Genomic DNA, 12,914 nt, shown 5'->3' with positions numbered 1-12,914 from the left:
AACCTTCCACAATTGTGGAAGGTTTTTCTCATATAATCGCTTTAATTCCCTCTAACACTAAGCCAATCATAAATCCGCAAACAGCTCCGTTTACTCGGATCCATTGTAAATCTTTACCGACGTTATTTTCAATCATTTCAATTAACGTTTTATCATCTAACTTATCAAGATTTTCTTGCACTAGCTTTCCGATTTTCGAATGGTTATTCTCAACAAGCTTCACAACTTGTTTTTGTAACCAATCTTCTATTTTTTGAACAGTCACTTCGTCATCTTTTATTTTATTCATTTGTTTTTGCAAAAATGGAATAACATACTTATCCGCAAATTCTTCATTGTTTACAAAGGCAACTGCTTTTTGCTGCGCTTGTTCCAACATCTCTTTAATTTTGTCAGTAGCATTCCAATTTGAAATCCATTTTTCTTTCCAATTTTCTAATTCTTGTAGTAACGCTTCATTTTCTTTTACATTTATAATTTCTTGACGAATTTTTGCTAATATAAGCTGTCTCGTGCTATTATCCGCATCTTGTAAGCTGTTAATATTGCTAATAATGAATTTCTGCAAAATGCCGCCAATTTTATCTTCATCTACAATATTCATAAACGACTTCAATGTAAACTGTAAAAATCCATCTACTTTTATATTTTCCATCGCCTTCATCCCTAAACTTCCGAGCTGATAGCGTGCTTCATCTTGCGCTGTCCAATCTTTTACTTTTACTAAAATATAATCCAGTGTCTTCTCATCATATTCTTGCACAACTAATTGATCAACAAGCACTTGTAAGATGTTACTTGTATTCATTGTATGCAAATACGTTTTTAATTCTTTTTCAATAATAACCGCTAATTTTTCCGTATCTATTGAAACAATCGCCTTCTCAGCAATCGTTACAATCCCTTTTTTCACAGCATTAGACTGCATTTCTCTCTCTGCAATTTGCAGCACCATTTGTGCTAGTTGCATTTCTTTTACTTTATTCGTAATACTTTCTTTCGTTAGCCACTCATTTTCTAACGTATTGATGAGCCCTTTCGTTACTCGTTTACGGTTTTTCGGTAACAAAGCTGTATGCGGAATTGGAATTCCCATCGGATGACGGAATAAAGCTGTAACTGCGAACCAATCCGCAAGTCCACCAACTAACCCAGCTTCAAATCCACCTTGAATAATCTCACCAGCTACCGACCCTTGAAAAGGAATAGAAGCCGCAAAACCTACCCCCATAACCCCAAGCGAAATACCCGCTATATATTTAGTCTGTAATGACATCGTATACACATCCTCTTATTATGTAAAATAAAGCTTTTTTGTTATATTTATTCGATCTTAGTAATCCTTTATATCTATACTATAAAGAACATATGTGAAAATAACAAAGATTTTTATGTACATGAAAAAATGAGACTATAACTAGCCTCATTTTCCTTACAGTATTAATTCTAAACCTTTCTTATAATACCCATTCATCACATCTTCTGGAACCATACTACCTCCCGTTCCCCACACAATATGAGTACCTTTCTTCATCTTCTCTGTTAACTGTTGTTTTTGTAAATACTCATCTTCTGTACATACTTTCACTGGTCCTATCATACCAGCTAATGCAGAAGGCTCTAAATAAATATTTTCCGTATCAGCTAGTTCTTTTAATAATCTATATAACTCTTCATCACTTACTGTGTAATTTCCACTCAAAAATGGTTCTATCGTTTTACCGACAAATCCAGACGGTCTTCCTACCGCTAGTCCGTCCGCGTCTGTTACATTATCAATCCCGATATCTTGAACGGCAATTTTATCATGAAGTCCTGTCATTAAACCGAGTAACATGCATGGAGAATGCGTAGGCTCGGCAAAGAAACAGTGTACGTTGTCTTTATACAATAACTTTAAACCAAATGCGACTCCGCCAGGTCCGCCCCCTACTCCGCATGGTAGATAAACGAATAAAGGATGTTCTTCATCCACTACAATCTCTAACTCTTCTAATTGTTTTTGTAAACGCGAGGCTGCTACTGCGTATCCTAAAAATAAATCATGTGAGTTTTCATCATCTACAAAATAACAGCTAGGATCTGCATCTGCTTGCCTTCTTCCTTCTTCTACAGCTTTACTGTAATCAGCTTCATATTCAATAACATTTACACCTTTACTTCTTAATAAATCTTTTTTCCATTGTTTCGCATCTGCTGACATATGAACCGTTACGTTAAAACCTAGTTTCGCACTCATAATCCCAATGCTTAGCCCTAAATTTCCTGTTGAACCGACTGCGATAGAATACGTGGCAAAAAACTCTCTACATGTATCACTATCTAAAATGGAATAATCATCTTCTTCTGTTAACATACCATACTGCAACGCTAATTGTTCAGCATGCTTCAACACTTCATAAATGCCGCCCCTAGCTTTAATTGACCCTGATATCGGAAGATGACTATCACATTTTAATAATAATTCTCCTAAAATAGGTTGCTCATAATTTTTCTCTAAAGCTTGTTTCATTGAAGGGATTTTCACTAAAGGTGATTCAATTATGCCGTTAGTCTCTTTCGTTTCAGGAAAAACTTTCGCAATATATGGTGCAAAACGCTTTAACCTCTCTTCCGCATCTTTTACATTCTCTTCATTCAGTGGCGAATCTTTTATTGCCGTTTCATACTTTTCCATATTCGGATTCACCCAAAACACTTCTTCTGTTGCGATTAATTTATTTAAGAGTGGATATTCCTCTTTTAATTTCTCTATTTCCTTCATTCCTCTTCCTCCTTATCACCTTGTAGCTTACAATTTAATAAATTATAATTAAATTAATTTTAATATAGTTTAACATAAATTATTCACTTTAGTTAATTTTAATTTAATTTATTTAAATATAATTTAATAATTAGCAAGGAGATTTTCATTATGGAAAATATAGATATTGGTAAAAAAATTGAAAAACAAAGAAAGGAAAAAGGTTTAACGAGTAAAGAACTAGCAAAGATGGCCGATATTACACCATCTATGTTAAGTCAAATTGAACGCGGATCTGCTAACCCTTCTATCCAAACATTAAAAGTTCTCGCTAAAGCGCTTGATGTTCCAACATTTAGCTTTTTACTTGAAGATACAAATACAGACGATTTAATTGTACGCTCTCATAAACGTAAAAAAATGATTATCGATAATTTATCATATGAAATGCTATCACCTGATTTCACAGGAAATTTAGCAACAGCGATTATGACTGTCCCGCCGAATACAGCTTCATCAGAAAATGTACTAGAACATAAGGGTGAAGAATTAGTATTTGTATTAGAAGGGAAAATCACATTACATTTAAATGAAGAAGAATACATATTAGAAACGGGTGATAGTGTAAAAATACCCGCTTATTTAAAACATAAATGGGTAAATCAATTTGAGAAAAATGCGATTGTTTTATTTTCTGTTACTCCACCGATTTTTTAATAGATGTAATAAAAATAGCCACGTGCGGATTCCTCCGTACATGGCTATTTTTATTTTTTCGGCACGAACAAAATCCCTAAACTCAGAACACAAAAACTGAGTATTTGCTGCATCGATAAACCAAATAAAATCGAATTCTGTTCACTAATAAGCGAAAGAATAATATGAGCAACACCCTCAACTATTAGAAAAACACTTATGTTCTTTCCATTTCCGAGCCTTTCATTTTTCATCCATAATAAGCCCAATAGACACAGGGCAAGGATGATCTCGTATACAAAAACGGGGTGATATAAAAATTTAGATTCATATACTTTCACACCCCAAGGCAGTGTCGTTTGTACTCCTATTTTGTGGTGGAATAGAAAATAGAAAACAATACTCATACATAGTCCAATAGGCAATGTATCAAGTAAAATGCGAAGTGAAAATTGCCCCTTTTTACTTTTCCAAACAATGTATACACTTGCAATTATGCATCCTACTATAATATGTTTCATACTTCCTATAGCTAATAATGCTTGCAGTGGCGACCTAATAGCCCATACTGGATTTAAAATTGCCGGTGCAAATTTCCATAAAAATACGATGATAAGAAAAGCATTTGTTACTGCATCCATCATTTTTTCATATGGTACACTTTCGTTCTTCATCTTTCGTTTCATCAACATAAATCCAAATAGACTTCCAATTATAAGAGATACGGGTTGTAACCTCACGATCCACTCCATTAATACAAAATCCCCTCTTTAACTCTCAATTAATTTCTTAAATTTCTCTTCTAATTGATCTGGAGGTAATACGCCTCGTACTTGCTCTACGATAATGCCATCTTTATTAACAAAAAACGTCGTTGGTAAAGAAAATACTTTATAGTCTAATCCAGCTACTCCGTCCATATCTAGTAAAACAGGAAACTTAAATCCGTGACGATCCGCAAAAGCGCTCGCTTCTTGCACTGGATCTCCGATTGTTGCATTTACCGCAAAGATTTCAACATCCTTTTTATATTTATCATACATACGAACTAAGTCAGGTGCCTCCATTTCACATGGACCACACCATGATGCCCAAAAATTAATAAGATACGGTTTTCCCTTTGCATCATGTAACGAATACAACTTCCCGTCTAGTCCTTTTAACGTTATGTTTGGTGCTTTAAATCCTACTTGTGGTAATACTTCTGTTTTTTGTAACTCCGCTTGTTTTTCTTTTCTTTCCTTTTCTTCTTTCTTTGTATTATAAAAGTTCACTCCGGCCCAAATTAGTGCTCCGGCTAGTATAATCACAATTAGTTTCTTCACTTTTCTTCCTCCTAAACACACTACATAAAGTAGTGTTAATACTTAAAAAAAAGAGGCTATATGCACTCTCCGACAATCAGTACAACCGACATACAAAATAAACCTACTGTTACATATACCGAATTCGTATGTAACGGCATATTGAGCTTAACAACTTTTTCATGTAACACTTGCTCAATTCGTAAATTTATTGCTGTTTTTGCAAATGAAGCTGTAACACATCGATTTTCCATTGTCTTTATTTTAATTAATTTTAATAATGCGCTTCCTAACTCGAATTTAGATTTCATTTTCCGCATTGCATACTTATCTGCAGCTAACTCTTGATACACATGATAGCGCTGCAATAGCCCTTTTAATATCGGGATGTATATCATTCCTTCTGCTAATAACGTAAAACAAAATAATTTTAATGGGTCTCGATTGTTTTGATGATATTCTTCATGAAAAATAATCGCATCCATTTCTTCAGCTGAAAATGTTTGAAGCATCCCTTCTGACACGACAACTTTCGGACGAAATAACCCAATTGTAAATGCCGCAACTTCCGCAGTCGGCAATATATATATTTGTTTTCCTTTTCGAACGAAGGGAATAAGTACTTTTTGTAATCTTTTAGTATCAAAAAATTGTCGCCACATTCTTTTGCAAACAATAAACACAGTAAGTAGTAGAAATCCAGCGATTATAATACGAATGAATGATAATTCTTTCATATGTTTTTCTAACTGAAACAAGCAAAAATTCGAAAGAAAGAACGCCTTATTTTGAAACAGAAATGGATATGTAACGTAATACACTAACATACTAAAAAAGAGGGAACTAACAATGACTGCTAACAATACGATTTTACGCATTTGCCATTTCATTTCATTAATCCTCTTTTTTTAACTGACTCAATTTATCTTCTAACTTTTTTATTAAAGTCGGATCAACTTGCTCTAATTCATCTAGCATATGATTTACAACTAAATCACCAAATTCCCCCATCAATTCCTGTGTCATTTTCTTCGTTTGATTGGATAAGAATTCATCTTTTGTTTGTACAGCACGATATATTCCACTTCTTTTCATAGTCTGCTTTTCTAAGTGTAATTTCTCTACTAACCTGTTCATAACTGTCATTACAGTATTAAAATTTACAGGTGATTCTTCACTTAATTTCTGCTGTACTTCTTTAATCGTAATACCCTCACTAGACCAAACAATCTCCATAATCTTTGCTTCAAGCGGTCCAAAGAAATGATTTAGCCCTTGTTCATTTAGCTTATAGTTTTGAGTAAACATCGTATAGCTCCTTTCACACTACGAATTGTAGTATAAATGAAATAAAAGGTCAATTATGAATGCTATACACTAAAATCCACTCCCAAATTCCATTTACTGTAAACCTAACTTTTCTCCAAATGTTTCAAACAGATACTGCTCTAATATTTGTACACTAAACTTCTCATTACGCCCAAGTGCAAACAATTCCCGATCTTTCGCTACGATAGTATCTAACGGGATAACGACATTATCCACTATTTTTGTAATTTCAATGATGTTACTTTTTACATTTACCTCTGTTTTAAATTCAATGTTTTCTAATACGATATGCGAGCGTCTTCCTGATGCAAAAAAAGTAAAGTTAGGATTTTTATAAATACCAATTTCACTCTCTAGTGGATATAAATATTGAAAAATGATATCTCTATGTCCATCTTTTATTATTTTTTCATCCTTCTCATCATCCAAGTATTCTTTCACCTTCGTTGTAAATTCAAATCGAAAATCCACTTTTTTCACGCTCCCTCTTTGTATTTTTATATTAAATAAATATATTGAAATAATTTTACCATATTGTAATACAACTTCCTATTAAAAGTAAAAACTCATTTGTAAAATCTCTATTATTTTCAGTTCTTTTTTAAAGGATAGGCACTCATTCAATATGAATTCATGCTTCGTTATATCTATTTAAACATATTGTTTCCATATTTTGAAACAATAGTAAGAAGCATTATATAACAATAAGGTGAAACTTTAATCAGTAGGGGTTTTGTTCATCCCCCGCCTAACTTCTTTGCTTCCGCTGAATTTTGAGATGCGGTTCTTACTGCCCGTTATTGCGGGATAAACTGTTTCTAATTCATTTTCCTATATAGCCACTATCACCTTTATTATTCCAATATATTTAAACCCCATTTTCTACTTATTCATTACGTAAGAGAAGGAATGTAACTCTCTTCTATCGAATTTTTATATAACGAAAATGATTAGGTGGTGCTTTACTATGAAATTAGCTGTCATTGGTGGCGGTGATTTACAAGATTCAAATCACTCGCCTATTAATGAGCGACTTATAGAATTAACAAATAAACAGTATCCGAAAGTATTATTCATTCCTACAGCTAGTCATGATGATGAAAGCTATATAAAATTATTTTTAGACACATTCGAAAAACAATTACACTGTGACGTACAAATTTTACGTATTATAGCCGATACACCTTCTAAATATGAAATAGACGAAATGATTCAGTCTGCTGATTTAATTTATCTCGGTGGCGGGAACTATATTCAAATGATTACAGAATGGAAAGAACATAAGCTCGATGAAAAATTACTATTGGCTCTGCAGCAAGGAACGCTCATTGCAGGGTGTAGCGCTGGTGCTATGTGTTGGTTCACATCTAGTATCCGCTCAAATTATGAAGGTTCTGGTTATATAGAGAGTAACGGCTGGGGCATTGTGAACAAAAGGTTTTGTCCACATTATAATCAATTAAATAGAATGAACGCCTTCCATTCCTTTTTACAAAATCATCAAGGTAATATAGAAGGCATTGCACTAGAAGATAATTGCGCCTTATATATTACAGAAGAATCTTTTGAAATTATCGGTGAACCAGAAAAAGCGTGGGAATTTTATATGAGTGATAATAAACTCATTAGACAACATTTTGATATTACTTTAAAAAGCTATTTGTAAATCTGCACTTATAAAAAATGTCCCTAAGTATAATAACTTAGGGACATTTTTAGTGTTTAGCTCACTAATCGTGTAATTCGTTTCTTCTGCCATGAAAGCTTATAATATGCATATTGTAGTATTAAGCTGACAATAAATGCTGCTGGGTATCCAATCCATATCCCTTCTATGCCAAGACTTGTATGGTAAGAAAGGTAATACGCTACAGGTACTTCAACAAGCCAAATTGATACGACGCCAATAACAGTTGGCCATAATACTGTACCGCTTGCTCGCATTGTCGCACTAATAATTTGCGCATGACCGAAAATTAAATAACTCCATAATGTGATCATAACTAGGCTATGAGCAATTTCAATTGTAGTTTGACTCGTTAAAAATAGTGCTAGAATGTCTCTTGAGAACAAGTAAATGAGTGATATTAGCACACCACCGATGACGTAGTTCATAATAATTCCGGCCTTCACAACTTTCTGCAATCGATCAAATTGATTCGCACCAATTGATTGTGCAGCAAAAATGGAGACTGTAATACCAAGACTAACGGCTGGCATTTGTACATAACTTGCAACTTGGTTCACAACGCCATAAGCTGCTGTTGCATCCGAACCGTAACGATTTACAAACGCGATTACCGCAATTTCTGATAATGAAACTAATATCATATTAACACTTGCTGGAATACCGAGTCGTAGTAATAACTTTAATAAACCCCAATCCATTCGAAGATATTTCCTTACCGTACTATCTAATTGTAGCGGGTGATTTTTCTTCTTTAAATACACTAACATGACAATAAACGTAATAACTGTAGATATAACAGAAGCATAGGCTGCTCCATACACATCTAATTTTGGAGCACCTAACCATCCAAAAATAAGGATTGGTAATAAGATCATATTTAGCGCTGTACTTACAATTAAAAAGTAAAATGGCGTTTTAGAATCTCCTGTACCTCTCATAAACGTTGTGTATGCGAAATATAAAAATAAGATTGGCATCGATATAAATAAAATACGTGCATAATGTACACTTATTTCAATAATATTTTCTGGCGTCCCCATAAGGCGCATAATATCCATTGCAAAAATACTACCTACTATCGCTAACACAACTCCAATAATAAAGGTAAATGTTAGCGTCGTACCAACAATCGCTTTTAAACGATCTTCGTTTTTTGCCCCAAACGCCTGACCAATTAAAATGGAACTCCCTGAACCAATACCAATTACGAATGAAACAAGTAAGAAAAATAATGGGAAGAATGCCGATATGGCCGCTAAATCATTCACTCCAAGCCATCTTCCTACTACTACCATACCGAATAATTGTCCAACTGATTGTAGTACATTACTTAATAGTAACGGTACTAAAAACATGGACATCGATTTCCAAATCGGTTTACTCTCACTTTCTAACTTATGTGACTCCGCACCTTCTTTATTGTTATTTGTAGGTGGTTTCAAATTTCATTTCTCCTTTTATTAAAAATCTGTTTTTCAACTTCCATCTTTTTGTATATTTGTTGTAATGGTGTGCTTCTATTCATATTCTTTCCTATGTTATTATAACTTCACCCAATATTGGCTTCCATCAGCTGTTCTATCTAAAAACCCGTATTCGATTAAATATCTTCTCAAAGTTACAAAATCCGGATATACGCTTTCTATAATAGCATTTACTTCTTTTTCAGTGTACTTTTTATTACTATCAAACTTCGTCACTAAATGACGTAATATAATTAATTTACGCTTTTGCTTTTTTGGAAATTTAGAAAGCGGTCCATCTAATCCCTCTGTAAAATGCGTTTTTAACACCTCATCATTTTCTTCTTCTGTAATATTGTAACGATCATCTACCATCGTTGCTGTTCTATGAATGGGTACAAATTTTGTTTGTACTTTTGATTTTTCTTCTGACAGTTCCATTAACGCCAAAAACACTTTCGCTTGCTTCATTTTCTCTCGAAGGGTAAACCGATGATTGCGGATGGTTGAAGTACTTCCGCCATCCATCTCTTTCACAATCTCTTTATCATTCAGCCCCATATGGAAAAACTGAACCATCTTCTTTTGCAAATCAGTTAAACCTGTATACTTCTTATCTAGATTTAATAAATAATCAAACATCGACGTATGTTCGTTTTGCACATGCAATTGTACAAACTTCTCTGCTTCATACAAAACTTGATTATCTTGATAAATAACACCCTTAATAAACGCTTCTCCACACGCTAAACAAATATATTCCTCTGCTTCCGCTTCAAATACATACCCTTTCTTCAACTCCTCAACTGAGGCATCCCAAAACTTCTCTGAAATATCACTCATACTAAACACTCCTTTAAAATGTTTGTTTTAAAATAGACAAATATCAATAACGTTTATTATCACTTCATCATCTTAACATAATCAAAACAAACTTTTCAATATTTCGTTTACCTATTTTATAAACTTTTATAAAAACGTCTACTAAAAGGTTTTAACCAATGAAAAGCGAATATGTTTATGTAAATTCATTTTATAGGATGTGAAATAGAAGATGAATATTCTACAAGACTCTTGGTTTACTATTAAGCAAATCGCTAAAAATACATATGCGATTAGTGAATATGGTCATTTGGAGAAAATACATTCAATTTTAACTACAAAAAAGGTGTTTCCATATAAGAAAACACCTTTTACTTTTTATATATTCTATTTACAGTCTCTACTAAAACCTTACTTACCTCTACAAATATATGTTTTCGATTTCCATCCTCAACAAATTTCTTTGCACAACTACCCATAACCGTCATACAACTAATTATGACTAACGCTATCTTTCTATTCTTGTAAGTCACTTCATGCCACTCCACTATTACAAAACTTCTTTTGAATTTATCCCATCAAGAAATTTTACATGAATAATAAAACGTGTGAATATGCAATTATGCATATTCACACGTTTTATTACGATGTTATGATTTAATTTAGTTAAAGTACACGTATACCGAGGTGACTAACTTGAAATTTAAAGCGAAAAAAAATCCATTTCACGTCATTTTTATTACATTATTTATCATGATTTTTTTCATTTCGCTATTCTTCCAAAATGAAAATTCTATTTTTTTCACCCTCATGATGCTGCTAAATATCGTGAATCTTTCTTCATTCTATTTCTCTCACTACAACGTAACGGAATCATCTCTTTTCGTAAAACATGGTTTCATACTACGTACTGAAATTCCCTTTGAAGATATTCGCCACATTAAATACTCTGGTAAAAAACTTCATTCAAAGAAATGGACTAGACAGCAATTAGAAATCCATTATAATTTATTCGACTCTGTGACAACTTTCGTACCACAAGAAGAAGAAAAATTCATTGCACTTTTAAAAGAAAACTGCCCACATATGAAAATATTGAATATGTCTGCTAACAAATAATATATTTTGGCACTTACAGTAATAAAAAAAACCAAGATTCTAAACGAAGAATCTTGGCGTTTTTATTACTCTTTCGGAGCAATCATTTTTTTCGGATCGACAATTTCATCAAATTGTTCTTCTGTTAGTAGTCCAGATTGCAGCGCTGCTTCTTTTAAAGTTAGCCCTTCTTTATGAGCATGCTTCGCAATTTTCGCTGCATTTTCATATCCGATATGCGGGTTTAATGCTGTAACAAGCATTAATGAACGATTCACATTCTCTTTAATGACTTCTTCATCTGCTTCAATACCAACTGCACAATTATCATTAAATGAAACAATTGCATCTGCTAATAAGTGAGCAGATTGTAAGAAGTTATATGCAATAACAGGTTTAAATACATTTAACTCAAAATTGCCTTGGCTCGCTGCAAATCCGATTGTTGCGTCATTTCCCATCACTTGTGCTACAACCATCGTTAACGCTTCACTTTGCGTTGGATTTACTTTTCCTGGCATAATAGAGCTTCCTGGCTCATTTGCTGGAATAATAATTTCTCCTAGCCCACTACGTGGACCACTTGCCAGCCAGCGCACATCGTTAGCGATCTTCATTAAATCCGCTGCTAATGCTTTTAATGCCCCATGCGTATATACAACTTCATCATGACTCGTTAATGCATGGAATTTATTTGGTGCAGAAATAAATTGCTTACCTGTAAATTGGCTAATTTCCTCAGATACCATCTCACCAAATTTAGGATGGGCGTTTATACCTGTTCCAACTGCAGTACCACCAATCGCAAGCTCTTTCATATATGTATTGCTCTCTGCAATCATACGCTCTGTTTTTTCAAGCATACGGTGCCATCCACTAATTTCTTGTCCTAATGTTAACGGTGTCGCATCTTGTAAATGTGTACGACCAATTTTTATAATATGTTCAAATGCAGTTACTTTTTCTGCTAACGTTTCTTTTAATTTCGTAATTGCTGGTAACACGTGATTTTCTACTGCGAGTACACATGCTACATGAAGCGCAGTTGGGAAAGTATCATTTGAACTTTGAGACATGTTCACATCATCATTCGGATGAATATGTACGTCAGATCCCTTCTCTTTCAAAATTTGATTCCCTCGGTTTGCAATTACTTCATTCACATTCATGTTTGACTGAGTACCACTACCTGTTTGCCATACGACAAGTGGAAAATGTTCATTCCATTTCCCTACAATCACTTCGTCAGCTGCTGTCACAATTGCTTCTGCTTTTTCTTCTGATAACTTTCCTAATTTTTTATTAGTAAGTGCTGCACTCTTCTTTAAAATGGCAAATGCTTTTACAATTTCAAGCGGCATTTGCTCTGTGCCAATCGGAAAGTTTTCTTTACTACGTTGTGTTTGTGCTGCCCATAATTTATCAGCTGGAACTTTAATTTCTCCTATTGTATCTCTTTCAATTCTGTACTCCATTTTTTCATCCCCTTGAAAATAAAATACCTACATTTCTTATAATAACAGACTTTCTCTTAAATGATAAGAATTCTCACTCATATATGTAGATATTCTATACTTATTTTTAAAAATTCCTCTTGGCCTAAACTTAAGTTTAGGCTGTACCCTTTCCTTTGTAACCTACTATAACACTACTGGAGGAATTCAATACGAAAAAATATGCTTTCATAACAGGTGCAAATAAAGGAATTGGATATGAACTTGTTCGTCAATTAGCAGAAAAAGATACGACAAAAAATTGCTAAATATGAG

The 12,914-nt window shown here is 33.6% G+C and carries 14 protein-coding genes; 3 read left to right on the top strand and 11 right to left on the bottom strand.

Annotated features, from left to right (window positions below):
* Positions 1 to 28 precede the first annotated feature (28 nt).
* Together ACTFRN_RS06440 and dsdA are read right to left on the bottom strand one after the other, a co-directional pair.
* The gene (locus ACTFRN_RS06440; protein WP_061183902.1) at positions 29 to 1,276 is read right to left on the bottom strand and encodes a DUF445 domain-containing protein; all 1,248 of its coding nucleotides are present in this window, start codon (positions 1,274 to 1,276) and stop codon (positions 29 to 31) included.
* Positions 1,277 to 1,432: 156 nt separating this feature from the next.
* Positions 1,433 to 2,764 (bottom strand): D-serine ammonia-lyase, encoded by a 1,332-nt coding sequence (gene dsdA, locus ACTFRN_RS06435; RefSeq protein ID WP_000658345.1) that lies wholly within the window; start codon positions 2,762 to 2,764, stop codon positions 1,433 to 1,435.
* Positions 2,765 to 2,914: 150 nt separating this feature from the next.
* On the opposite strand from dsdA, the gene ACTFRN_RS06430 reads away from it, so the two are divergent.
* Positions 2,915 to 3,460 (top strand): helix-turn-helix domain-containing protein, encoded by a 546-nt coding sequence (locus ACTFRN_RS06430; protein WP_088106595.1) that lies wholly within the window; start codon positions 2,915 to 2,917, stop codon positions 3,458 to 3,460.
* A gap of 50 nt (positions 3,461 to 3,510) precedes the next feature.
* On the opposite strand, the gene ACTFRN_RS06425 is transcribed toward ACTFRN_RS06430, so the two are convergent.
* The 5 genes from ACTFRN_RS06425 to ACTFRN_RS06405 form a co-directional block, all read right to left on the bottom strand.
* Positions 3,511 to 4,191 carry a prolipoprotein diacylglyceryl transferase family protein gene (locus ACTFRN_RS06425; protein WP_000454861.1) on the bottom strand — a complete coding sequence of 227 codons (681 nt, stop codon included), beginning with the start codon at positions 4,189 to 4,191 and terminating at the stop codon, positions 3,511 to 3,513.
* Positions 4,192 to 4,209: 18 nt separating this feature from the next.
* Positions 4,210 to 4,764, bottom strand: a complete 555-nt coding sequence (locus ACTFRN_RS06420; RefSeq protein ID WP_000734019.1) for a TlpA family protein disulfide reductase — start codon at positions 4,762 to 4,764, stop codon at positions 4,210 to 4,212.
* A gap of 56 nt (positions 4,765 to 4,820) precedes the next feature.
* Positions 4,821 to 5,633: a M56 family metallopeptidase gene (locus ACTFRN_RS06415; protein ID WP_014893864.1), complete on the bottom strand. Its 813-nt coding sequence runs from the start codon at positions 5,631 to 5,633 to the stop codon at positions 4,821 to 4,823.
* A gap of 4 nt (positions 5,634 to 5,637) precedes the next feature.
* Positions 5,638 to 6,051 carry a BlaI/MecI/CopY family transcriptional regulator gene (locus tag ACTFRN_RS06410; protein ID WP_016717115.1) on the bottom strand — a complete coding sequence of 138 codons (414 nt, stop codon included), beginning with the start codon at positions 6,049 to 6,051 and terminating at the stop codon, positions 5,638 to 5,640.
* 93 nt (positions 6,052 to 6,144) lie between these two features.
* Complete coding sequence (locus ACTFRN_RS06405; RefSeq protein WP_014893865.1) at positions 6,145 to 6,543, bottom strand: DUF3942 family protein; 399 nt, start codon at positions 6,541 to 6,543, stop codon at positions 6,145 to 6,147.
* Between the two features lie 496 nt (positions 6,544 to 7,039).
* On the opposite strand from ACTFRN_RS06405, the gene ACTFRN_RS06400 reads away from it, so the two are divergent.
* Complete coding sequence (locus ACTFRN_RS06400; protein WP_000762134.1) at positions 7,040 to 7,738, top strand: peptidase E; 699 nt, start codon at positions 7,040 to 7,042, stop codon at positions 7,736 to 7,738.
* Between the two features lie 56 nt (positions 7,739 to 7,794).
* Here ACTFRN_RS06400 and ACTFRN_RS06395 read toward each other — a convergent pair whose 3' ends face one another.
* From ACTFRN_RS06395 to ACTFRN_RS06385, 3 genes are all read right to left on the bottom strand, one after another.
* Positions 7,795 to 9,204: an MATE family efflux transporter gene (locus ACTFRN_RS06395; RefSeq protein WP_000804169.1), complete on the bottom strand. Its 1,410-nt coding sequence runs from the start codon at positions 9,202 to 9,204 to the stop codon at positions 7,795 to 7,797.
* A gap of 99 nt (positions 9,205 to 9,303) precedes the next feature.
* A complete protein-coding gene (locus tag ACTFRN_RS06390) occupies positions 9,304 to 10,068 on the bottom strand; it encodes a DUF2087 domain-containing protein (RefSeq protein WP_014893866.1) in 765 nt (254 codons plus the stop codon).
* Between the two features lie 350 nt (positions 10,069 to 10,418).
* Positions 10,419 to 10,580 carry a hypothetical protein gene (locus ACTFRN_RS06385; protein WP_033678361.1) on the bottom strand — a complete coding sequence of 54 codons (162 nt, stop codon included), beginning with the start codon at positions 10,578 to 10,580 and terminating at the stop codon, positions 10,419 to 10,421.
* A gap of 163 nt (positions 10,581 to 10,743) precedes the next feature.
* Between ACTFRN_RS06385 and ACTFRN_RS06380 the strand changes: the two genes are divergently transcribed.
* On the top strand, positions 10,744 to 11,166 hold the full coding sequence (locus ACTFRN_RS06380) for a PH domain-containing protein (protein WP_000669080.1): 423 nt from the start codon (positions 10,744 to 10,746) through the stop codon (positions 11,164 to 11,166).
* A 65-nt stretch (positions 11,167 to 11,231) separates the two neighbouring features.
* Here ACTFRN_RS06380 and fumC read toward each other — a convergent pair whose 3' ends face one another.
* On the bottom strand, positions 11,232 to 12,620 hold the full coding sequence (gene fumC, locus ACTFRN_RS06375; RefSeq protein ID WP_000456602.1) for a class II fumarate hydratase: 1,389 nt from the start codon (positions 12,618 to 12,620) through the stop codon (positions 11,232 to 11,234).
* Between the last annotated feature and the right edge of the window lie 294 nt (positions 12,621 to 12,914).

The organism is Bacillus cereus group sp. MYBK245-2 (genome assembly GCF_051916145.1).
Taxonomy (GTDB): domain Bacteria; phylum Bacillota; class Bacilli; order Bacillales; family Bacillaceae_G; genus Bacillus_A; species Bacillus_A pacificus.
The sequence above is the reverse complement of the archived record's forward strand: the minus strand, read 5'-3'. Positions and strand labels throughout refer to the sequence as shown.